This is a genomic window from Pseudonocardia sp. N23, assembly GCF_002583555.1.
Classification (GTDB): Bacteria; Actinomycetota; Actinomycetes; order Mycobacteriales; family Pseudonocardiaceae; genus Pseudonocardia.
The window spans coordinates 354,957-376,972 of record NZ_BEGX01000052.1 but is presented as its reverse complement, the minus strand read 5'-3'; the positions used below and the strand labels follow the sequence as shown (position 1 = coordinate 376,972).

General features: G+C 72.5%; 18 protein-coding genes. 11 read left to right on the top strand and 7 right to left on the bottom strand.

The window, feature by feature from the left end; genetic code table 11:
* The first annotated feature begins 52 nt into the window (after positions 1–52).
* Both TOK_RS32640 and TOK_RS15285 read left to right on the top strand, forming a co-directional pair.
* Entirely contained in the window at positions 53–214 is a 162-nt protein-coding gene (locus TOK_RS32640) for a hypothetical protein (RefSeq protein ID WP_172457578.1), read from the top strand.
* Between the two features lie 9 nt (positions 215–223).
* Positions 224–3,661 carry an error-prone DNA polymerase gene (locus TOK_RS15285; protein WP_098958503.1) on the top strand — a complete coding sequence of 1,146 codons (3,438 nt, stop codon included), beginning with the start codon at positions 224–226 and terminating at the stop codon, positions 3,659–3,661.
* Positions 3,662–3,751: 90 nt separating this feature from the next.
* On the opposite strand, the gene TOK_RS15280 is transcribed toward TOK_RS15285, so the two are convergent.
* Positions 3,752–4,393, bottom strand: coding sequence for an acetate uptake transporter family protein (locus TOK_RS15280; RefSeq protein WP_098958721.1), 642 nt, complete (start codon positions 4,391–4,393; stop codon positions 3,752–3,754).
* A 370-nt stretch (positions 4,394–4,763) separates the two neighbouring features.
* Between TOK_RS15280 and TOK_RS15275 the strand changes: the two genes are divergently transcribed.
* Positions 4,764–5,321: a pentapeptide repeat-containing protein gene (locus TOK_RS15275; protein ID WP_253258415.1), complete on the top strand. Its 558-nt coding sequence runs from the start codon at positions 4,764–4,766 to the stop codon at positions 5,319–5,321.
* A 74-nt stretch (positions 5,322–5,395) separates the two neighbouring features.
* On the opposite strand, the gene TOK_RS15270 is transcribed toward TOK_RS15275, so the two are convergent.
* Positions 5,396–5,707 carry a DUF3017 domain-containing protein gene (locus TOK_RS15270; RefSeq protein WP_098958501.1) on the bottom strand — a complete coding sequence of 104 codons (312 nt, stop codon included), beginning with the start codon at positions 5,705–5,707 and terminating at the stop codon, positions 5,396–5,398.
* Positions 5,704–6,555, bottom strand: coding sequence for a bifunctional methylenetetrahydrofolate dehydrogenase/methenyltetrahydrofolate cyclohydrolase (locus TOK_RS15265; protein WP_098958500.1), 852 nt, complete (start codon positions 6,553–6,555; stop codon positions 5,704–5,706). Before TOK_RS15265 ends, TOK_RS15270 begins: the two co-directional genes overlap by 4 nt.
* Before the next feature lie 111 nt (positions 6,556–6,666).
* On the opposite strand from TOK_RS15265, the gene TOK_RS15260 reads away from it, so the two are divergent.
* The 7 genes from TOK_RS15260 to TOK_RS15230 all read left to right on the top strand — a co-directional run bounded on the left by TOK_RS15260 (position 6,667) and on the right by TOK_RS15230 (position 15,138).
* Positions 6,667–7,995: a DUF2252 domain-containing protein gene (locus TOK_RS15260; RefSeq protein ID WP_098958499.1), complete on the top strand. Its 1,329-nt coding sequence runs from the start codon at positions 6,667–6,669 to the stop codon at positions 7,993–7,995.
* A 101-nt stretch (positions 7,996–8,096) separates the two neighbouring features.
* On the top strand, positions 8,097–9,311 hold the full coding sequence (locus TOK_RS15255) for an NADP-dependent isocitrate dehydrogenase (RefSeq protein ID WP_098958498.1): 1,215 nt from the start codon (positions 8,097–8,099) through the stop codon (positions 9,309–9,311).
* Between the two features lie 132 nt (positions 9,312–9,443).
* Positions 9,444–9,785 carry a hypothetical protein gene (locus TOK_RS15250; protein ID WP_098958497.1) on the top strand — a complete coding sequence of 114 codons (342 nt, stop codon included), beginning with the start codon at positions 9,444–9,446 and terminating at the stop codon, positions 9,783–9,785.
* A gap of 43 nt (positions 9,786–9,828) precedes the next feature.
* Entirely contained in the window at positions 9,829–10,635 is an 807-nt protein-coding gene (locus TOK_RS15245; protein WP_098958496.1) for an exodeoxyribonuclease III, read from the top strand.
* Positions 10,632–12,095, top strand: coding sequence for a serine/threonine-protein kinase (locus tag TOK_RS15240; RefSeq protein ID WP_253258398.1), 1,464 nt, complete (start codon positions 10,632–10,634; stop codon positions 12,093–12,095). The genes TOK_RS15245 and TOK_RS15240 overlap by 4 nt, the downstream gene beginning before the upstream one ends.
* Before the next feature lie 162 nt (positions 12,096–12,257).
* Positions 12,258–14,846: a bifunctional FO biosynthesis protein CofGH gene (locus tag TOK_RS15235; protein ID WP_098958719.1), complete on the top strand. Its 2,589-nt coding sequence runs from the start codon at positions 12,258–12,260 to the stop codon at positions 14,844–14,846.
* Positions 14,847–14,934: 88 nt separating this feature from the next.
* Positions 14,935–15,138 carry a hypothetical protein gene (locus tag TOK_RS15230; RefSeq protein ID WP_098958495.1) on the top strand — a complete coding sequence of 68 codons (204 nt, stop codon included), beginning with the start codon at positions 14,935–14,937 and terminating at the stop codon, positions 15,136–15,138.
* A gap of 4 nt (positions 15,139–15,142) precedes the next feature.
* Here the strand turns inward: TOK_RS15230 and TOK_RS15225 are convergent, their stop codons facing one another.
* From TOK_RS15225 to TOK_RS15215, 3 genes are all read right to left on the bottom strand, one after another.
* On the bottom strand, positions 15,143–16,105 hold the full coding sequence (locus TOK_RS15225) for an LLM class F420-dependent oxidoreductase (protein WP_098958494.1): 963 nt from the start codon (positions 16,103–16,105) through the stop codon (positions 15,143–15,145).
* On the bottom strand, positions 16,098–17,747 hold the full coding sequence (locus TOK_RS15220; protein WP_098958493.1) for a class I adenylate-forming enzyme family protein: 1,650 nt from the start codon (positions 17,745–17,747) through the stop codon (positions 16,098–16,100). The genes TOK_RS15225 and TOK_RS15220 overlap by 8 nt, the downstream gene beginning before the upstream one ends.
* Positions 17,748–17,811: 64 nt before the next feature.
* Entirely contained in the window at positions 17,812–19,263 is a 1,452-nt protein-coding gene (locus TOK_RS15215; RefSeq protein ID WP_098958492.1) for a carotenoid oxygenase family protein, read from the bottom strand.
* 211 nt (positions 19,264–19,474) lie between these two features.
* Between TOK_RS15215 and yhjD the strand changes: the two genes are divergently transcribed.
* Positions 19,475–20,548, top strand: coding sequence for an inner membrane protein YhjD (gene yhjD / locus TOK_RS15210; protein WP_098958491.1), 1,074 nt, complete (start codon positions 19,475–19,477; stop codon positions 20,546–20,548).
* A 1-nt stretch (position 20,549) separates the two neighbouring features.
* Here the strand turns inward: yhjD and TOK_RS15205 are convergent, their stop codons facing one another.
* Positions 20,550–21,842, bottom strand: coding sequence for a D-alanyl-D-alanine carboxypeptidase family protein (locus TOK_RS15205; RefSeq protein WP_253258397.1), 1,293 nt, complete (start codon positions 21,840–21,842; stop codon positions 20,550–20,552).
* Between the last annotated feature and the right edge of the window lie 174 nt (positions 21,843–22,016).

Below are 22,016 nucleotides of genomic sequence, written 5' to 3'. Positions count from 1 at the left end.
TGCCGACCACGGTCACGGCGTTCCGGCGCGGATGGACGTTCATGCTGTCTGCGTGGTGCTCATGATCGGCTGCGGACTCGCCGTCGCGCGGCGGACCGAGCGCGACCACGACGTCGCGGCGCAGCGGCTCGCCGCGCCGGCGGCACCGTCGCGGCGGGTCCGCGTGACCCTGTGGACGACCCGACCCGACCTGATCGAACAGGTGTTCGAGTAGACTCGGCGCGTGGGTTTCAACAATCCGGACGTCAGCTGGGCCGAGCTGGAGTCGGTGCTCTCCGGCCGGCCGCGTGACGGCGCGAGCCTCACCGGCGGTCCCCCCGAAGGCGACGGGGGTGACAGTCCTGCCTGGTCACGCAAGCGTGAGCCCTACCGGGCCCCGCCGTTGGCGGACGGTGGGGGCGGGCGGGTGCCCTACGCCGAGCTGCACTGCCATTCGAACTTCAGCTTCCTCGACGGTGCGAGCCATCCCGAGGAGCTGGTCGAGGAGGCCGCCCGGCTGGGGCTCGGCGCGGTCGCGCTCACCGACCACGACGGGATGTACGGGGTGGTCCGGTTCGCCGAGGCGGCGGCGGAGCTGGGGGTGGCCACGGTCTTCGGGGCCGAGCTGAGCCTGGGCCTGTCCGCGCCGCAGAACGGGGTGCCCGATCCCGAGGGCAGCCACCTGTTGCTGCTGGCCCGCGACCCGGAGGGCTACCGCGCGCTGTGCCGGGTCATCAGCAAGGCTCAGATCGAGGGCGAGGAGAAGGGCCGCCCGGTGTACGACCTGGACCACGTCGTGGGGGAGACGGCCGGGCGGGTCGTCGCGCTCACCGGGTGCCGGAAGGGCGCGGTCCGCCGGGCGTTGCGGTCGGGCGGGCCCGCGGCGGCCGTGGAGGCGCTGACCTGGCTGGTCGACCGGTTCGGCCGGGAGCACGTCGTGGTCGAGCTCACACAGCACGGGCTGCCGGGTGACACCGAACGCAACGACGCGCTGGCCGCCCTCGCGGCCGACGCCGGCCTGCCCACGGTGGCCACCACCGCGGCCCACTACGCCACGCCGGGCCGGTACCCGCTGGCCGGGGCACTGGCGGCGGTCCGGGCGCGGCGCAGCCTCGACGAGGCCGACGGCTGGCTCCCGCCCGCGGCCACGGCGCACCTGCGTTCCGGGGCGGAGATGGCAGCGCGTTTCGAGTCCCGGTACCCGGGGGCGGTGGGCCGGGCCGCGGCAATGGGTGGGGAGTGCGCCTTCACCCTCGATCTCGTCGCGCCCGACCTGCCCCCGTTCGAGGTCCCCGAGGGGCACGACGAGGCGTCCCTGCTCCGGGAGCGGGTGCACATCGGGGCGATGCGCCGCTACGGGAGCCAGGCGGAGAACCCCGAGGCCGCCGAGATGATCCAGCACGAGATGACGATCATCGTCGAGAAGAACTTCCCGGGGTACTTCCTGATCGTCCACGACATCGTCGAGTTCTGCCGGGACAACGACATCCTGTGCCAGGGGCGGGGATCGGCGGCCAACTCCGCGGTCTGCTTCGCCCTGGGCATCACCAACGTCGACGCGGTGGCCAGCGGGCTGCTGTTCGAGCGGTTCCTCTCCCCGGCCCGCGACGGCTACCCCGACATCGACCTCGACATCGAGTCGGGCCGCCGCGAGGAGGTCATCCAGTACGTCTACGGACGCTACGGCCGGGGCTGTGCCGCGCAGGTCGCCAACGTCATCACCTACCGGCCGCGGTCCGCGGTGCGCGACATGGCGAAGGCGCTGGGCTTCTCGCCCGGCCAGCAGGACGCGTGGAGCACGCAGATCGAGCGTTGGCACGGCATCGGCGGTCCCGACGGCCCACCCGCGCCCGAGGGCATGCCGCCCGCGGTGCTCGCGCTCGCCGAGCAGCTGCTCGGGTTCCCCAGGCACCTGGGCATCCACTCCGGGGGCATGGTCATCTGCGACCGGCCGGTGTCGGAGGTCGTCCCCGTCGAGTGGGCGCGGATGGCGGACCGCTCGGTCGTGCAGTGGGACAAGGACGACTGTGCGGCGGCGGGCCTGGTGAAGTTCGACCTGCTCGGCCTGGGGATGCTCACGGCCCTGCACATCATGATCGACCTGGTCGCCGAGCACCACGGCAGGCGGATCGAGCTGCACGAGCTGCAACCGGTCGATCCCGAGGTCTACGCGATGCTGCAGCGCGCCGACTCGGTCGGGGTGTTCCAGGTGGAGTCGCGTGCGCAGATGGCCACGCTGCCGCGGCTGAAGCCCGAGCGCTTCTACGATCTCGTCGTCGAGGTGGCGCTGATCCGGCCGGGTCCCATCCAGGGCGGCTCGGTGCACCCCTACATCCGCCGCCGCCGCGGCCTGGAGACCTGGCAGCACGAGCACCCGTTGCTCGCGGGCGCACTCCAGAAGACCCTCGGGGTGCCGCTGTTCCAGGAGCAGCTCATGCAGGTCGCGGTCGACGTGGCGGGGTTCTCCGCGGCCGACGCCGACGAGCTGCGCCGTGCCATGGGCTCCAAGCGTTCCACCGAGAAGATGGAGCGGCTGCGCGGCCGCTTCTTCGACGGCATGGCCGCCAACGGGATCACCGGCGAGGTGGCCGACGGCATCTTCACCAAGATGCTGGCCTTCGCGAACTTCGGTTTCCCCGAGAGCCACTCGATCAGCTTCGCGTCGCTGGTCTACCAGAGCGCCTGGTTCAAGAGATACCACCCCGCGGCGTTCTGCGCGGCTCTGCTGAACTCCCAGCCGATGGGGTTCTACTCCCCGCAGTCGCTGGTGGCCGACGCGCGCAGGCACGGGGTCCTCGTCCGTGGTCCCGATGTCTGCGAGGGCGGCGCGGAGGCGACGCTGGAACAGGAGCCGCGCAGCGAGGGCGGGGTGGCGATCCGGCTCGGGATGGGCGAGGTACGCAGCGTCGGGATCGACAAGGCCGAGGAGATCGAGGCCGACCGCGTCCGCAACGGGCGCTACCGCGACCTGGCCGACCTGGCCCGCCGGGTGCGGCTGACCGCGCCGCAGGCCGAGGCGCTGGCCACGGCCGGGGCGTTCGGCTGCTTCGGGATCGACCGCCGGTCGGCGCTGTGGGCGGCGGGGGTGGTCGCGGCGGTCCGGCCGGAGCACCTGCCGGGGGCCGCTGTCGGGATGGAGGCGCCCGCCCTGCCGGGGATGACCGACGTCGAGCTCACCGTCTCCGACGTGTGGGCCACGGGCGTCTCGCCCGACAGCCATCCGATCGAGCACCTGCGCCCGACGCTCGACGGTCTGGGCGCGGTGCGTATCGACATGCTCGACGAGGTGGGGAGGCGGGCCATGGCCGGGACCGCGCGCCGCACCGGCAGGGGAGGGCTGGGCGGTTCGGAGGGGGGCGACGCGGTCGTCGAGACCCTCGACCCCTACGACCCCGACGTGCGCCCTCCCCGGGTGCTGGTCGGCGGCCTGGTGACGCACCGGCAACGGCCGGCCACCGCGGGCGGGGTCACGTTCATCAACCTCGAGGACGAGACCGGCATGCTCAACGTGACCTGTTCGGAAGGGCTCTGGGCCCGCTACCGGTCGGTGGCGCTGGGCAGCAGCGCGCTGCTGGTGCGCGGGCGGCTGGAACGCAGCCCCGAGGGTGTCCTCAACCTGGTGGCCGATCGCGTGCAGAAGTTGGCGTTGGCCATCGCCGTCCCGTCGCGGGACTTCCGATGACCACGAGGGGGAGCACGAATTGCATTACATTTCGGAAACGCGACCGGACACCCCGCCCGAAAGGCGGGGTGTCCGGTGGGTAAAACGGACCTACTTGACCATCGGGTTACCCATGGGCATGGGCCGACCACCGAGATCCTGACCGATGCCGTCGATCAAGATGTAGGCGAAGATCGCGCAGAAGATGAACGTCGTGATGCCGGCGATGGGGAACAGACCGGCATTGCCCGCGCTCACGGCGATGAATGCGAGCGCGAACGTCACCACGACGAACAGGAGTCCCAACGTGAAGACGATCGGCAGCCGAAGCGTCGCCAGCGTCAGGATCAGGAACACGATCAGGAACGACAACAGGTAGGTCTGCTGCACCGACGCGACCTGGGGGGCCTGCGTGACACCCCACCAACCGCTGGTCAGGCCGACCAGCAGCACTCCGAAGCTCGCCCAGAAGCCTGCGAACGTCCCGAGCACGGCGGCGACCGTGCTCATCCCGAGGCGGCCGGCCCAGACCGTGGCGACCAGCATGAAGATGCCCGTACAGATCGATACGACGGGGATCATCCCGCCGGGGAGCGTCGCTGTGTCGAGATATCCGACGAACCACAGTCCAAGGGTGATACCACCGGGCAGAAAGGTCGCCAGGCCGAGCAGCAGGGGATTTCCAACGGGTGCCGGGGCAGCTGTTTCCGCAGCGGCATGCGCCCCGGACTGCACGTCGCTTTCAACGCTCATGACCACACTCCTCGTCGAGACGGTCACCGGGTGGCGTCCAACGCCATCGGTGGTCCGATTGTGCGCCCCGGCACGGCGGAATACACCCCTGCGAACGGGCAGTGCCGTCAACGGATCGGGTGAACCCAGGGTGACGGGAGGGCTGTTCGGGGCGAATCCGAATCGAATGACGGATGCGGCCGGCACCTAGTGGGCCGGGTAGTACGACAGAACGGCCGGAGGGTGTGGGACTGTGCTTTCCGACGGGGACGGTCGAGGAATTCGGAGGAGCGGAGTGGTGGAGGCGCCGGGAACGGTCGACGGGGACGAGGAGGTCCGCGGGGTCGACCCGGCGGAGGAGCCGGTCCACGAGGACGAGGACTTCTCCGAGATCGTCGCGGCCGGTGAGCACTGGGTCCGGCGGCGCTTTGTCCGCTGCTCGTTCACTGGATCGGACCTGCGCGGACTGCGGACCGAGGCCTGCACATTCGACGAGTGCGACTTCTCCCGCGCCGACCTCGGCGACTCGCAGCACCGCGGCACGGCGCTGCGCACGTGCTCGTTCACGGGGGTGACGCTGCTCGGCGCGGAGTTCCGCGGGTGCTCGCTGATGGGCAGCAGCCTGCTCGGCGCGCGGCTACGGCCGATCACCTTCGCCGACTGCGACCTGACGCTCGTCGCGCTGGGCCGAGCCGATCTCCGCAAGACCGACCTGTCGGGCCTGCGCCTGCGGGAGGCGAACCTCGTGGAGACCGACCTGCGCGAGGCCGACCTGTCGGGGGCGGACCTCTCCGGGGCCCGGCTGCGCGACACCCGGCTCGAGGGCGCCGACCTGCGCGGCGCGCGGATCGATGCCGACGGGCTCGTCCAGGCACGGCTCACCGGCGCCACCGTCGACGCCGGGACGGCGGTCCGGTTCGCGGTCGCGCACGGCCTGGTCATCGGCTGAGCCCCGCGCCGCGCACCACGCCCCGCCGAGAGCCGCGCCGAACTCGCGTGAGGGTCGGGACGGGTCGGATCAGGTCAGGGGGCCGACAGGCGCACGCGGGTGATCGTGATCGCGAGGATCATCATGACCAGGCCGAAGCCCGAGTACAGCAGCGCATCGACGACCTTGCTGCGGATCGCGAGCAGCCCCGTCCGCTCCAGGGGCAGCATCACCCGCAGCACGGCGGCGACGATCATCGCCCCGCCCAGCAGCACGGCGCCCTCGCGCCAGTGCGCCGTCAGCACCCGTTGCATCCCGGCGAGCGCGATGGCCAGCACCAGCAGCAGCGCGCCGTGGTCGGCGAGCACGGCCCGCCAGCCGCGGCGGGTGCTGTCGACGTCGGTCATCCGAGGGCCCGCTCGGCGGCCTCCACGACGTTGGTCAGCAGCATGCCGCGGGTCATCGGCCCGACGCCCCCGGGCATCGGGGCGATCAGTCCGGCGACCTCGGTGACCTCGGGGTCGACGTCGCCGACGAGCCCGAGGTCGGTGCGGCTGACGCCGACGTCGAGCACCGTGGCGCCCGGCCGGACCATGTCGGCGGTGATCAGCCCGCGCACACCGGCGGCCGCGACGACGACGTCGGCGCGCCGGACCTCCTCGGCGAGGTCGCGGGTGCCGGTGTGGCAGAGGGTGACGGTCGCGTTCTCGGAGCGCCGGGTGAGCAGCAGCCCCAGTGGCCTGCCGACGGTCACCCCGCGGCCGATCACCGTGACCCGGGCCCCGGCGAGCTCGACGCCGTAGCGCCGGCACAGCTCGACGATGCCGCGCGGGGTGCAGGGCAGCGGGCCGGGCTCGCCGAGGACGAGCCGTCCGAGGTTGGAGGGGTGCAGGCCGTCGGCGTCCTTGGCGGGGTCGATGCGCTCGAGCGCGGCGCCGGAGTCGAGCCCCTTGGGCAGCGGCAGCTGGACGATGTAGCCGGTGCACTCCGGGTCGGCGTTGAGCTCGTCGATGGCACGTTCGACGTCGGCCTGGGAGGCGTCGGCGGGCAGGTCGCGGCGGATCGAGCGGATGCCGACCTTCTCGCAGTCGCGGTGCTTGGCCCGGACGTAGGAGTGCGAGCCGGGGTCGTCGCCGACGAGCACGGTCCCGAGCCCGGGCGTCGCTCCCGCCGCCGTGAGCTTCTCCACGCGCGCCGAGAGCTCGACGAGCATCTCTGCCAGGGTCGCCTTGCCGTCCATCACCGTCGCGGTCACGGTCCCATTGTTCCCGACCCCGTTGTCGCCGACCTCGCCACGTGCCCCGCCCCGGGCGGACCCCCCGGGCGAGGTAGGACATCGTCGGCGGATCCGGGCACGATCACCGCCATGAGCGACCCTGCCACGACCGAGGCGACGAGGGCCGGGGTGATCGTCGACACCCTGGTCGACGCGTTCTCCGATCTGATGCGCGCCGACCCGGCCGCGTTCCGCACGAAGTTCCGCAAGATGGCGGCGGACCCGTTCGCGTTCTACCGGGGCAGCGCGTGCCTGTTCTACGCCGACGTGGCGGGCCGCGAGGACCCGTGGGCCGACGGCCGGACGGGCCGGGTGTGGATCCAGGGCGACCTGCACGCGGAGAACTTCGGCACGTACATGGACGGCGACGGCGTCCTGATCTTCGACGTCAACGACTTCGACGAGGCCTACGTCGGGCACTTCACGTGGGACGTGACGCGGTTCGCGGCGAGCCTCGCGCTGCTGGGGTGGCGCAAGGCGCTGTCGGACGAGGCGATCTCGGCGCTGGTCGCCCGCTACTGCCACGCCTACCTGGACCAGGTGCGCTGGTTCGCCGAGCACGAGGGCGACCGCCGGTTCGCGCTGCGCCTGGACACGACCGACGGTCCGGTACACCGGGTGCTGCAGGAGGCGAAGCTGCACACCCGCGTCGACCTGCTCGACGAGATCACCGAGATCGAGGGGACGGAGCGGGTGCTGCGAGAGGTCGCGGGCCTGCGCCGGCTCGACGACGCCGAGCGCGCGTCGGTGCTGGCCGCGTTCGACCGCTACCTGGAGACGATCCCGGAGGCGAAGCGTTCGCGCCCGGTGACGTACACGGTGAAGGACGTGGCGGGCAGGTCGGGTTTCGGCATCGGCAGCGCGGGGCTGCCCGCGTACACGCTGCTGGTGGAGGGCTACAACCAGGCGCTGGACAACGACGTCGTGCTGTCGATGAAGCAGGGCAACGTGGCGGCGCCGTCGCGGGTGGTGGCCGACGCGTCGGTGTCGGGGTACTTCACCCACCACGGGCACCGGACGGCCGTCTCGCAGCGGGCGTTGCAGGCGCACGCGGACCCTCTGCTCGGCTGGACGGAGCTCGACGGGGTGGGGTACGTCGTGAGCGAGGTGTCGCCGTACGCGGCGGACCTCGACTGGTCGAACCTGTCGGAACCCGACGACATCGCGCCGGTGGTGGAGTACCTGGGGCTGGCGACGGCGAAGGTGCACTGCGTGGCCGACGCGGACGCCGACCACTCGCTGGTGCCGTTCCAGACCGAGGACGCGATCCTCGCGGTGACCGACGGCCGCGAGCGGGAGTTCACGAGGTGGGTGACGGAGTTCGCGCACACGTATGCGGCGCGGGTTCGGGCCGACCACGCGCTGTTCGTGGACGCGTTCCGGGAGGGCCGCATACCGGGTGTGACCAGTGCGGCCTGACCGGGCGGGGTGAACGGGGCGGACGTCACCCGGGTGGCCCCGAGCTTTACCAGTACGCTTGTCCGGAGAAGAGACGCGTCCCGAGAGGAGAGCCCGCCGACATGGCGAAGATCAAGGTCGAGGGCAAGGTCGTCGAGCTCGACGGCGACGAGATGACCCGGATCATCTGGCAGTTCATCAAGGACAAGCTGATCCACCCGTATCTGGACGTCGACCTCGAGTACTACGACCTCGGCATCGAGGCGCGCGACAAGACCGACGACCAGATCACGATCGACGCGGCCAACGCCATCAAGAAGTACGGCGTCGGCGTCAAGTGCGCGACGATCACCCCTGACGAGGCCCGCGTCGAGGAGTTCGGCCTGAAGAAGATGTGGCGGTCCCCGAACGGGACGATCCGCAACATCCTCGGCGGCGTGATCTTCCGCGAGCCGATCATCATCTCGAACATCCCGCGGCTCGTCCCGGGCTGGACCAAGCCGATCATCGTCGGCCGTCACGCGTTCGGTGACCAGTACCGCGCGACCGACTTCCGGTTCCCCGGCGAGGGCACCCTGACGGTCACGTTCACCCCGGCCGACGGCTCCGAGCCGATCGAGCACGAGGTGTTCCAGGCGCCGGGCTCCGGCGTCGCGATGGCGATGTACAACCTCGACGACTCGATCCGCGACTTCGCGCGCGCGTCGTTGAACTACGGCCTGGCCCGGAACTACCCGGTCTACCTGTCGACCAAGAACACGATCCTGAAGGCCTACGACGGCCGCTTCAAGGACCTGTTCGCCGAGGTCTTCGAGTCGGAGTTCAAGGAGCAGTTCGACGCCGCGGGCCTCACCTACGAGCACCGCCTGATCGACGACATGGTCGCGGCGGCGCTGAAGTGGGAGGGCGGCTACGTCTGGGCTGCCAAGAACTACGACGGTGACGTGCAGTCCGACACCGTGGCCCAGGGCTTCGGCTCGCTCGGCCTCATGACGTCGGTCCTCGCGACCCCGGACGGCAGGACCGTCGAGGCGGAGGCCGCGCACGGCACCGTCACCCGGCACTACCGCCAGCACCAGGCGGGCAAGCCGACGTCGACGAACCCGATCGCGTCGATCTACGCCTGGACGCGGGGCCTGGCCCACCGGGGCAAGCTCGACAGCAACCAGGAGCTGATCGGCTTCAGCGAGGCGCTCGAGGACGTCGTCATCAAGACGGTCGAGAGCGGCAGCATGACCAAGGACCTGGCGCTGCTCATCTCCAAGGACGCGCCGTTCCAGACCACCGAGGAGTTCCTCGAGACGCTGGACGCGAACCTGCAGAAGGCCCGCGCCTGACGCAGCGGTCCGTCCACGCGGCGCGCATCCCACGACGGGGTGCGCGCCGTGTGGCGTTTCGGGGCGTCATCGGGGTGTCGCTCTCGGCTACGGTGGACGGGTCCCGCGCACCCGAAAGGCCGCAGACCGCTCATGGCGTCCAAGATCACGGTCCCGAAGCTCGACTCGTCCACCTTCAAGGGGTGGGCGTTCGTCCTCGTCGCCGGGACCGTCCTGACGATCCTCGCGCTGATCGACGCCGGCCAGTTCTCCAAGGGCGCCACCGGGTCGACGGGGTGCGTGATGGTCGTCGGCTCCGACACGGTCAACGTGCGGGGCAACCCCGGCGTCGAGCTCGGTCCCGTCGGGGAGCTGACGAAGGGGCAGGAGGTCGACGCGCAGCGCAACGTCGTCAACGGGTACCGGCAGCTGTCGGGGGAGAACCGTTGGGCGCTCGACTCCAGCCTCTCCGCGAAGGCCGGATCGAGCTGCTGACCCGGCGTTACGGCGCCTGCGACCGATCTGTCAGTCTCCTCCCGTGCTCACGGTCAGCTCCGTCAACGTCAACGGCGTCCGCGCAGCGGGCCCCAAGGGCCTCACGGCGTGGCTGGCCGCTACCGACGCCGATGTCGTCTGCCTGCAGGAGACACGCGCCCGCCACGAGGATCTCCCGGCCGAGCTGCTGGACGTCCTCGTCCGCGACGGCTGGAACCTGACCCTCGCCCCGAGTGCGGCGGCGCAGGGCCGGGCCGGTGTCGCGGTGCTGAGCAGGACCGAACCGGAGGCGGTGCGCGTCGGGGTCGACGCGGCGGAGTGGGCCGACGCCGGGCGCTACGTGGAGGTCGACCTCCCGGGCGTCACGGTGGCGTCGCTGTACCTGCCCAACGGCACCGTCGGCACCCCGCGCCAGGAGGAGAAGGACCGGTTCCTGGCGACGTTCGCGCCCTACCTGGCGCTGCGCCGGGACAAGGCGGCCGCGGAGGACCGTGAGGTGCTGGTCTGCGGCGACTGGAACATCGCCCACACCGAGGCCGACATCCGCAACTGGCGCGGCAACGTGAAGAACTCCGGGTTCCTGCCCCACGAGCGCGCCTGGCTGTCGGAGCTGTACGCCGGCGGCTGGGCCGATGTCGTCCGCGGCCTGCACCCGGGTGTCGACGGCCCGTACTCGTGGTGGTCCTACCGCGGCCGCGCGTTCGACAACGACACAGGCTGGCGCATCGACCTGCAGGTGGCCACGGCAGGGCTGGCGGCGCGCGCGCAGACCGCCGTCGTCGAGCGGGCACCCTCTCACCAGGAACGCTGGTCCGACCACGCGCCCGTCACCGTCCGGTACGCGTCGTGAACCCGAGCAGGGTCATCGGCGGCCGCTACGTCGTCCTCGGCGAGCTGGGCCGCGGCGGCATGGGCGTGGTGTGGCGGGCGGAGGACCGGGTGATCGGCCGTCAGGTCGCGGTCAAGGAGCTGCGGCTGCCCGACGGCCTCTCGCCCGAGGAGCACGCCCGGTTCCGCGAGCGGCTGCTGCGCGAGGCGCGCACCGCCGGCCGGCTCAACCACCCGGGCATCGTCACGGTGCACGACGTCGTCGCCGACGAGGGCGTCGACCACATCGTGATGGAGCTGATCGAGGCCGACACCCTGACCGATGTGGTGTCGCGCAACGGCGGCCCCCTCGACGAGCGGTCCGCCACCGAGATCGCCCGCCAGGTCCTGGCCGCGCTGCGCCGGGCCCACGCGGGAGGGGTGGTGCACCGCGACGTCAAGCCCAGCAACGTCATGCTCGGCAACGACGGCCGCGTCACCCTCACCGACTTCGGCATCGCCCACGCCGCCGACGACCCCCGCCTGACGACGACGGGCCTGCTCGTCGGGTCACCCGGCTACATGGCGCCCGAGCGGCTGGAGGGCGCCGACGCGGCGCCGCCCGCCGACCTCTGGGCCCTCGGCGCGACCCTCTACTACGCCGTCGAGGCGGCCGGCCCGTTCAACCGGGAGACCACCCCGCAGACGATCTACGCGGTGATGAACGAGGACCCGCCGCCGCCGCGGTGCACCGGCCCCCTCGGTGCCGTCATCGCGGGCCTGCTCATCCGCAACCCGGCGACCCGGCTCACCGCGGAGCAGGCCGAGGTCATGCTGGCCCGTCCCGGCGACGTCACCGGCACGATGGGGACGAGCCCGACCAGCCGTATCGTCGCCCCGACCCACCCGGGCCCGCCGTTCGGCACCGGCACCGCGCCCGCCCCGAAGGGGCGCACCCTGCCGATCGTGATCGCCGCCGTCGTCGCGCTGCTGGCCGGGCTCGGCCTGGGCGCCTGGGGTGGCGCGAGCCTGCTCGGGGGCGGCAGCGGCGGGGGCGGTGGGACGACCGCATCGGTCGTGCAGTCGTTCACCTACGGCCCGGGCGGCCAGATCCCGCAGTTCGACTACACGTACCCGACCTGTCTGAACGCCCAGCTCGTCCCCGGCCGGTTCATCACCTCCAATGCGTCGACCAGCTGCACCGACCGGCACGACCTGGAGATCTTCGAGTCGCTCACGCCGTTCGACAGCAGCACGAAGGTGCCCTACCCGGCCGTCAAAGATCTCACGGACTACGGCCGGTCCGCCTGCTCGCTGATCTTCGACTCGGCCCGCGTCACCGGGACGGACAAGGCCACGCTGACGTTGACGGTGCTGGTTCCCGGACAACAGACCTTCGACGCGGCCAACGCGGGCAGCAGCGCCGGTTCCCGGAGCGTGCTCTGCGTGCTGGGCCGCACCGACGGCGCGCAGCTGACCGAGACACGGATCGCGGGCTCCTGAGGTCCCCGCCCTCCTGCCCGGACGAACCGGGCCCTGGACGAGGGCGGGTACAACCGCGGAGGGGGTCCGGGATGTTCCGCGAACGACGGGTCGTGTGACGAGAGCACTACGGGACCGGCCGGTCGGTCGACCCCCGCGCGGGGGCGACCTAGTGTGGCCGTCATGGTCGACGTCCTGCCCGATCCGCGCGCCGCTGAGCCAGAGCCCTCCTCGTCCGCGGTGCGGCGGGCGTTGCGGCGCGCCCGCGACGGCGCCGCCCTCGACGTCACCGAGGCCGCTGTGCTCCTCGCCGCCCGTGGGGAGCAGCTCGACGAGCTCCTCGACGCCGCTGCGCGTGTCCGCGACGCGGGGCTGGTCGATGCCGGTCGCCCCGGCGTCGTCACGTACTCGCGCAAGGTGTTCATCCCGCTGACCCGGCTGTGCCGCGACCGGTGCCACTACTGCACCTTCGTGACGGTCCCGCACCGCCTCGAGTCGCTGTACCTGGAACGCGACGAGGTCCTCGAGATCGCCCGCGCGGGCGCGGCGGCGGGCTGCAAGGAAGCGCTGTTCACCCTCGGCGACCGGCCGGAGGAGCGTTGGCCCGCGGCCCGGGAGTGGCTCGACGCCCGTGGCTACGACTCCACGTTGGACTACGTGCGCGCCTGCGCGATCGCGGTCCTGGAGGAGACGGGCCTGCTGCCCCACCTCAACCCGGGCGTCATGTCGTGGGAGGAGCTGACGCGGCTCAAGCCCGTCGCACCGAGCATGGGCATGATGCTGGAGACGACCGCGACCCGACTGTGGTCGGAGAAGTCCGGCCCGCACCACGGCAGCCCCGACAAGGAGCCCGCCGTCCGGCTGCGGGCACTCACCGACGCCGGGCGCGTCGGCGTCCCGTTCACCACCGGCATCCTGATCGGCATCGGCGAGACCCGCACCGAGCGCGCGGAGTCGATCTTCGCGATCCGCGCCGCGTCGCGTGCGCACGGCCACGTGCAGGAGACGATCGTCCAGAACTTCCGGGCCAAGCCCGACACCGCGATGCGCGACGACCCCGACGCCTCGCTGGAGGACCTGGCGGCGACGATCGCCGTCACCCGGATCGTCCTCGGCTCGAAGATGCGCGTGCAGGCCCCGCCCAACCTGGTCGGCGAGGAGTTCGCGCTGATGCTGCGCGCGGGCATCGACGACTGGGGCGGCGTCTCACCCGTCACCGCCGACCACGTCAACCCCGAGCGGCCGTGGCCCGCGATCGACGAGCTGGCCGCCCGCTCCGCCGAGGCCGGGTTCACGTTGCGCGAGCGGCTGACCGTCTATCCGCGCTACGTCCAGGCGGGCTCGCCGTGGATCGACACCCGGCTGCACTCCCATGTCGCCGCACTGGCCGGGCCGGACGGGCTCGCCAACGAGGACGCGGGCGTGGTGGGCAGGCCGTGGCAGGAACCCGACGGCGGGTTCGCCTCGACGGGTCGCATCGACCTCAACGCCTCCATCGACACGACGGGCCGCACCGAGGACCGCCGCGGCGACTTCGACTCGGTGTACGGCGACTGGGAGTCGCTGCGCGACAGCGTGTCCGCCGCCGCGGTGTCGGCGGCGGGAGCGCCGGAGCGGCTCGACTCCGACGTCCGCGCCGGGCTCCGGCTGGCTTCCTGGAACCCCGCCGCGCTGCTGCGCCCGGAGAACGAGGCCGCGGCGATGGCCGTCCTCACCGCCGACGGTGCGGCGCTGGAGGAACTGGCCCGCCTCGCCGACGACGTCCGCCGGGACACGGTCGGCGACGAGGTCTCCTTCGTCGTCAACCGCAACATCAACTTCTCCAACGTCTGCTACGTCGGCTGCCGGTTCTGCGCGTTCGCCCAGCGTGAGCGCGACACCGACGCCTTCAGGCTGTCCCTGGACGAGGTCGCGGCCCGCGCCGCGGACGCCGCGGCCGACGGCGCCACCGAGGTCTGCATGCAGGGCGGGATCGACCCGCAGCTGCCCGTCACCTTCTACGCCGACCTCGTCCGCGCGGTGCACGCGGCCGTGCCGGGCATGCACGTGCACGCCTTCTCACCCATGGAGATCGTGTCGGCGGCGGCGAAGGCGGGCGTCTCGATCAAGGAGTGGATCACCGAGCTGCGTGACGCCGGGCTCGGCTCCATCCCGGGCACCGCCGCGGAGATCCTCGACGACGAGGTCCGCTGGGTCCTCACCAAGGGCAAACTGCCTGCGGCACAGTGGGTCGAGGTCGTCTCCACCGCGCACGAGCTGGGCATCGCGTCGAGCTCGACGATGATGTACGGGCACGTCGACACCCCGTCGCACTGGCTCGGGCACCTGCGCACGCTGGCCGGGATCCAGGACCGCACCGGCGGGTTCACCGAGTTCGTGCCACTGCCGTTCGTACACCACAACGCCCCGATCTACCTGGCCGGCATCGCCCGCCCAGGCCCGACCGAGCGCGACAACCGTGCCGTGCACGCCTTCGCCCGGCTCGCCCTGCACGGGCGGATCGACCACATCCAGTGCTCCTGGGTGAAGCTCGGCGACGCCCTCTCCGCGGAGATCCTGCGCGGCGGCGCCGACGACATGGGCGGCACGCTGATGGAGGAGACCATCTCGCGGATGGCGGGGTCGGAGAACGGCTCGGCCCGCTCGGTCGCGGAGCTGACCGCGATCGCCGCGGCCGCCGGCCGCCCTGTCCGGCAGCGGACGACGACCTACCGCGGCATCCCCGAGCGCCTCACCCCGGCCCGCCGGGGCATCCCGCTGACCCTGGCCTGACTGTGAGGGTGGTCTGACCGGTCCGCGGCGGCGCATCGCGCGGACGCGAGCAGGGTCGCCGCGGGCAGGGCGCACGTACGATGGCCTCATGGGTGTTCTCGGAGAGATGTTCCCGACGCCGAAGATCCGCGACGAGAGCAGCGAGGCAGGCGACGGCCAGAAGTGGCAGCTCGGGCCGATCGACCTCGACTCCAACACCGTCGTGCTGCACCGCCCCGGCTCCGCGACCGAGGGTGGGTTCGAGGCGACCGAGACCGTCGACGTCGGCGGCGACGCGGGCGACAGCGACTGACCACTCACGACCGCTGTGCGAGTGCGGTCACCGTGCGGCGGCCCGCGGGGTCGGCGTCGGTCGCGACGGGCACCAGGCACACCTCGTCGACCCCGGCCGCGGCGTACTCCGCGATGCGTGACCTGACGTCGTCGACCGGGCCGATCGCGCCCACCGCCCCGGCCAGCCCGTCGGGGACCGCGGCCAGCAGCTCGCGCGGCGGCGGCCGGGTCCGCGCGAACGCGACGAGCTCGCCGAACCCGGCCTCGGCGAACACCTCGCCGTACCCCGGCGCGCCCAGGTAGCCGACGACCGCACGCGCGAGCCGGGCGCGCGCCTCCTCGTCGGGGTCGACGGCGGCGGTCACCCACACGGCGACGCGCGGTGGCTCCCGGCCCGCCTCCCGCGCGGCGACGCGCACCGCCTCGACCAGTCGCGCCGCGACCCTCGGCGGCAACAGGTTCAGCACCATCCGGTCGGCGTACCGGCCCGCCACCCGCACCGCCTGCGGACCGAACGCCGCGACCGTCAACGCCCCGCCTGGCGCCGGGGCGCGCAGCCGGTAGCCGCGGGTGCGCACGACCTTCCCGTCGACGTCGGCACGCCCGCCGTCGAGCAATGTCCGCAGCGCCTGCGCGGTCTCGGCCAGCGCCCGCGCGGGCGAGGGTGCCGCCCTGCCGTGCCATCCCGACACGACGACGGGGCTCGACGACCCGATCGCCACCTCCACGGTCCGCCCGGTCAGCTCGGCGACGGTCGCGGCGCCGATCGCGATCTGCACCGGGGTGCGCACGGCCACCGCGAACGGGCCCAGGACCAGCGGGATCGTCCCCGGGAGGGCCGCGGCGAGGGCGAAGGCGTCGTACGTCGCCATCTCGCCGATCCACAGCCGCGCGTAGCCCAGCTCGTCGGCGGCGCGGGCCGTCCCGACCGCCTCTATCGACGGCCGGTCCTGCCACAGCCCGAGCGACACCGACAGCTCAACCACCCGACGACTCCCGCAGTCGCTCCCGCAGCTCGCGCTTGAGGATCTTGCCGACGGGGTTGCGCGGCAACGCCTCCACGACCTCGAGGCGTTCCGGCAGCTTGTAGGAGGCGATGCGCTGCGCGCGCAGGGCGTCCACGAGGTCCTCGAGTGTGGGCGGCGGGACTCCCGGGGCGGGCACGACCACCGCTGCCGCCCGCTCGCCCAGCACCTCGTCCGGGTAGCCGACGACCGCCGCCTCGGCCACGGCCGGGTGCGCGACGATCAGCGCCTCGACCTCGGCTGGGGAGATGTTCATGCCCCCGCGGACGACGAGGTCGCGGGCCCGGTCGACGTAGCGCAGCATCGTCGGGTCCTCGGCGGCGATCTCGAAGACGTCGCCGCTGCGGTAGTAGCCCCGCTCGTCGAACGGCTCGCCCCCCGGCGAACCCCAGTACCCGGAGAAGATCGTCGGCCCGGTGACGCGCAGCTCACCGGGTCGGCCCGGCTCCGTGACGTCGTCCCCGGACTCCCTGTCGACGAGCCTCGTGCGCACCCCGGCGCTCGTCGGGTTCGGCCAGGTCAGGCCCGGTCCGCCGAACCACGGGAAGTACGCGGCGCGGGCGTCGGGGTCCGGGACGGTGTGCTGGTCGGAGATCAGCGGGACGCCCTCGTTGGACCCGAAGAAGTTGGTGACCTCGATGCCGAAGCGGTCACGCCACTCCCTGATCAGCCACCCGGACAGCGGCGCCGAGCCGGACCCGATCACCCGCAGGCTCGACAGGTCGGCGGAGTCGAGCAGCCCGGGTGCGCGCAGCATGCCGGTCAGCAGCGCGGGCGTGGCGAGCGTGTAGGTGACGCGTTCGCGCGCGATCTGGCCGAGGAACGTCGGCAGGTCGAAGGGATGGTGCTGCACCAGCGTCGCGCCCGTCAGCAGCCACGGCACGAGGACGCCGCCGAAGCCGGCCATGTTGACCAGCGGGAACGGGCTGAGGATGACGTCGTCTGCGGTGAGCGCGGGCGCCGCGGCGCAGCCCTCGCCGATGACGTTCCAGCCGTTCGCGCAGCGCGGCACACCCTTGGGCGTGGCCTCGGTGCCGGAGGTCCAGCACAGGGTCACGACGTCGGAGGGATGCCCTTCCACGCTCGGCAGCTCCCCGGCGGGCTCTGCGACGGGGCCGTCGAGCGTGATCACCGGGAATCCGCCGACGGACCCGGCCTCCTCGGCGAGAGGGCGGTCGCCGAACCGCGTCACGGTCACGAACGCGCGCAGCCCCGCGACCGGCGCCAGCGTCGACAGCTCGTGTTCGCGGTACTGCATCGGGAACGGCGACACGATCGCGCCGAGCCGGACACACGCGAGATAGGCGACGACCAGTTCGACGGTGTTGGCCAGCTGTGTCCCGACGACGTCGTCGACGCCGACCCCGGCCCGGTGCAGCACGCCGGCGAACCGGTCGACCTCCGCGTCCAGCCCGGTCCAGCTCAGCCGACGTGGCGGGGTGCCGAGCAACGCCTCGCGGTTGGCGGGGTCGACGACGGCCGTCGCGTCCCCGCGCTCGGCGACCCGCGCCCGGAACAGCGCGTCCCAGGTCCACGCCGGGTCGTCACGCCACCACCCGGCGGCGACGTACTCGTCGATACGGGTCTGCGGATGCAGCCTCACCAGAGCCTCCGAAGCGCGACGAGAGGTCGTGAGTGGCAATGGTCGCCACAGCGACCATTGCCACTCACAGGAGCTGGTCGGCGCGGACCCACGTGGCGTGGAATCCCAGCGGGACGCGTTGCGGGAGCAGGACACGGGCGACCGGGCCCGCCCCCAGGTCCGACGCGTCGAGGATCTGCACCTCGGAGCGGTCGTCGCGCTCGTCGGTCACGAAGGTCACGAGGTAGCCGTCGTCCTCGCCGGTGCTGCCGTCGCGCGGCGCGAACGGGGCCTCGCTGCCGAACCGGCCCTCGCCGAACCAGTGGTGCTGACGCTGCCCGGTGACGCGGTCGTAGCGCAGCAGGCCGTCGAAGCGGACGGTCTCGGCGTCGGCGATGTGGACGTTGTAGGCGTAGCGGGTGGGACGGCCGCAGGCGCGGGCGTCGATCGACGGGAACTCGGTGTTGACGTCGTCGAGCTGCGCCTCGGTGGTGGTGCCGGAGTCGAGGTCGAAGACGTAGCGGTGCAGCCGGGCGTCCAGGCGCAGGTAGCCGAGCAGCTTGCCCAGCGGTCCCGGGCGGGTCGGGACGGGCTCCGGGCGGGTCACCCGGCAGACGTCCATGACGATGGTCCGGCCCTCCTCCCACGCGTTGACGACGTGGTAGATGTAGCAGGGCTCGGCCTCGAACCAGCGCACGTCGCGCGCCTGGCCGCGGCGCGGGATGACGGCGAAGCGGGACGGCGTGCCGCGGTCGAACGCGATCTTGTAGCGGCCCTGCGCCGCCGCCGCGGGGTCCTGGGTCAGCGGCAGGTCCATGAGGATCGAACAGTTCTCGGTGATCGCCATGTCGTGGGGCAGCCGCGGGCCGGGCAGGTCGATCTCCACCTCGTGGTCGATCGCCCCCGCCGCGTTCACGACGCCGTAGCGCAGCAGCGGGCTGCGGGCGCCGTAGTCGAACCACATCAGCTCGCCGGTGTGCTCGTCGACCTTGGGATGGGCCATCACGTCGCCCTTCAGCGTCCCCAGGAAGGTCTCGACGCCCAGCGTCTCCAGCGACAGCGGGTCCATGCTCATCGGCTGGCCGCACAGGTACCACGTCGCGAGGACCCGGCCGCGGTGATGGATCAGGTCGGTGTTGGCGGAGTCCTTGAACGGCAGCCCCCGCGCCGAGCCGACGGGGTTCCCGCGTGGCGACTCCATGACGCCCGACCACAACGCCGAGCCCGCGGCCTCCTCCGCCTCCAGTGCCCGGGTGCGGACGAACCGGTTGCGGTAGCGGGCCGTCCCGTTCTCGAAGGCCATCGCGTGGACCATGCCGTCGCCGTCGAACCAGTGGTAGCGGCCGGGCGCGTCGAACCGGCGGTTCGGGCCGTTGCGCAGGTAGACGCCGTTGAGGTCGCGCGGGATCTCACCGATCACCGTGAGCTCGTCGGCCGTCAGTTCGTCGCGGACCGGCGCGAAGATCCCGAGCAGGTACGGGTTCTCCTCGTCGGCCTGCTCGACCGCGACGGCCGCGGGCTCGTCGAATGTGGTCACCGCTGACCTCCCGTACCGAGACCTGGACCATCCCGACGCTAGGCCGCGGTGTCGCCGGTCACAACCCGATCGGGTCGGGCGCTGCCCGTTCGTCCCGTCGTGGGAACGGGTAGACGACGGAAAGAGCCCGAACGGTGACCCGATCGCCGCGACAGTGGTGTCCGGCTCGCGAGAAGATCTCCGAACCGCCAGACGACGTGAGGTGACTGCCGTGGCCGTCGACGCCAAGCCGACAGACAGGCCGGCCGACGAGGACGCCGACGACGCGCCCACCGGGCCGACGAAGTTCGAACAGCTCCGCGAGAGGTATCCGTGGCTCGACCACGTCGTCCGCGCCGGTGCCCGCTACACCGACCGGCACGGCGATCACTACGCCGCTGCCATCACCTACTTCAGCGTGCTGGCGCTCGTGCCGCTGCTGATGATCGCGTTCGCCGCCGCCGGGTTCGTGCTGCGCGCCCAGCCCGAGCTGCTCGACCAGCTCCGCGCCGGCATCACCACCGCCGTCCCCGGCGGGCTGGGCGACACCCTCAACGACATCATCCAGAAGTCCATCGACCAGGCCGGCGCCGTCGGTGCGCTGGGCCTCGTCGGTGCCCTGTACTCCGGGATCGGCTGGATGAGCAACCTGCGCGAGGCACTGTCGGAGCAGTGGGCGCAGCCGCCGGAGACGCCCAACGCCATCAAGAAGCTGCTGTTCGACCTGCTCGCGCTCCTCGGGCTGGGGCTCGCGCTGGTCGTGTCGTTCGCGGTGACGGCCGTCGGTACCGGGCTCGGACGGTTCCTGCTCGACCTCGTCGGCCTCGGCGACCAGGGCTGGGCGCTGTTCCTGCTCGGCGTCGTCGGGGTGCTGCTCGGCCTCGCCGCCAACTGGCTCGTGTTCGTCTGGGTGATCGCCAGGCTGCCGCGCGCTCCCGTCGCCACCCGCAGTGCGCTCAAGGCCGCCCTGCTGGGCGCCGTCGGGTTCGAGATCCTCAAGCAGGTCATGACGATCTACCTGCGCGGCATCACCAGCTCGCCCGCAGGGGCGGCGTTCGGGTCGATCATCGGTCTGCTGATCTTCGTCTTCTTCACCTCGCGCTTCATCCTCTTCGTGACGGCCTGGGCAGCGACGTCGAAGGAGAACGAGCAGGAGGAGCCCGTCGACGTGCCCGCGCCGGCGGTCATCCGGTCCGAGGTCGTCGTGAGGTCGGGGCCGACGCCGGCCGCCGCCGCAGGGCTCGTCGGTGTCGGGGTGCTGACCGGGTTGCTGGGCCTGCGCGCCCTGTCCGGGAAGCGCCGCTGACTCAGCTCTCGTCGGCCCGCGGCTCGGGCGGCGCCGCCGAGGGCGGGGTGTGCGGACCGGCGGGACGGCGCGGCCGGGCCGGGCCGTCGAGGTAGCCGTCGGAGTCGTCCGCGCCGGCGCGCACCCGGCGGACCACGTACCCGACGGCCGCCGACAGCCCGACGAGCAGAACCAGTCCCGCGACGATCCATCCCACCGGGCTCGACGACTCCGGCAACGACCCCTGCGGTGCGGGGGCCCCGGGCGTCGCGGGTGCCGACGTGACCGGCGCCTGATCCACCAGCGTCCCGACCGGAGCGAGGCCTGCGGGCAGCGCGAAGCCGTAGTCCAGCAACGTGCTCGCCTGGGCCACCATCCGCACAGGGTGCTGCTCCCCGCGCACCAGCGCCACCACGATCCGACGCCCGTCCCGGCGTGCGGCGCCGACGAACGTGTGCCGCGCCGCGTCGGTGAAACCTGTCTTCCCGCCGAGCGCGCCGTCGTAGGAGCGCAGCAGCGGGTCGTCGTTGGACAGCATGAAGCCCGCGTGCGTGCCGAACCCCGGGAACTGCACCAACCGCGTCTGGGTCAGCTCCGCGAACGTCGGGTTGCGCATCGCCGCGCGGAACAGCAGCGCCAGGTCGTAGGCCGACGTCGACATACCCGGACCGTCGAGCCCCGACGGCGTCGCCGGGCGGGTGTCGAGGGCCCCCAGCGCCGCGGCCCGCTGCTGCATCAGGTCGAGCGTCTGCGGCACCCCGCCCAGAGTGCGGGCGAGCGCGTGCGCGGTGTCGTTGCCCGAGTTCAGCAGCAACCCCGACAACAGCTGCTGCACCGTGTACGTCCCGCCCGGCCCGATCCCCGCGCGGCTGCCGTCGACCTGCACATCCGACATGTCGCCGCTCACGACCTGGTCCATCGGCAGCCGGTCGAGCACCACGAGCGTCGTCAACAGCTTGAGTGTCGACGCCGGGCGCTGCCTCCCGTGCGCGTCCCGCGCCGCCAGCACCGCACCCGAGTCGAGGTCGGCGACCACCCACCCCGCCGCGTCGATCCCCGTCGGCAGCGGTGGTGCGCCGGCCGGCAGCGCGAGGTCGCACGTGCCCAACGCGGGCCCGCCGACGGCCGGGTCCTGCACGGGCAGCGGTGCGACCGGGGTCGGTCCCTCCTCGACCGCGGGTGGTCCGGGTGGTGCCGCATGCTCGTGGCAGACCGGGGGAGCCTGTGCACGCGCCGGTCCCGCCGCCACGGTCGCCACCGACAGCATCGCCGCGACCGCCGCCCCGACGGCCACCGCCCTGATCCGCCCCCGCACGACGATCGACACTAGCCGCCGCACCGCCGTCCCCGGCTCCGCCGCGCTGCGGATCCGGCCGCCCGGGTGCCCCCGCGGACGAGGCGCCGAGGGACGGGGGCGCGGGTCCTTGGGCGGGCCGCGTCCCGCGGAGAGGTCAGGGGGTGGCGTCGCGTTCGGCGCGGGCCTTCACCG

What these genes read in the sequence shown, in the direction of transcription:
- TOK_RS15250 (WP_098958497.1), top strand. Translation starts at nt 9,444, where the DNA reads ATGGCGTCCAAGATCACGGTCCCGAAGCTCGACTCGTCCACCTTCAAG.
- TOK_RS15270 (WP_098958501.1), bottom strand. Translation starts at nt 5,707, where the DNA reads ATGACCGACGTCGACAGCACCCGCCGCGGCTGGCGGGCCGTGCTCGCC.
- TOK_RS15235 (WP_098958719.1), top strand. Translation starts at nt 12,258, where the DNA reads ATGGTCGACGTCCTGCCCGATCCGCGCGCCGCTGAGCCAGAGCCCTCC.
- TOK_RS15255 (WP_098958498.1), top strand. Translation starts at nt 8,097, where the DNA reads ATGGCGAAGATCAAGGTCGAGGGCAAGGTCGTCGAGCTCGACGGCGAC.
- TOK_RS15280 (WP_098958721.1), bottom strand. Translation starts at nt 4,393, where the DNA reads ATGAGCGTTGAAAGCGACGTGCAGTCCGGGGCGCATGCCGCTGCGGAA.
- TOK_RS15260 (WP_098958499.1), top strand. Translation starts at nt 6,667, where the DNA reads ATGAGCGACCCTGCCACGACCGAGGCGACGAGGGCCGGGGTGATCGTC.
- TOK_RS15230 (WP_098958495.1), top strand. Translation starts at nt 14,935, where the DNA reads ATGGGTGTTCTCGGAGAGATGTTCCCGACGCCGAAGATCCGCGACGAG.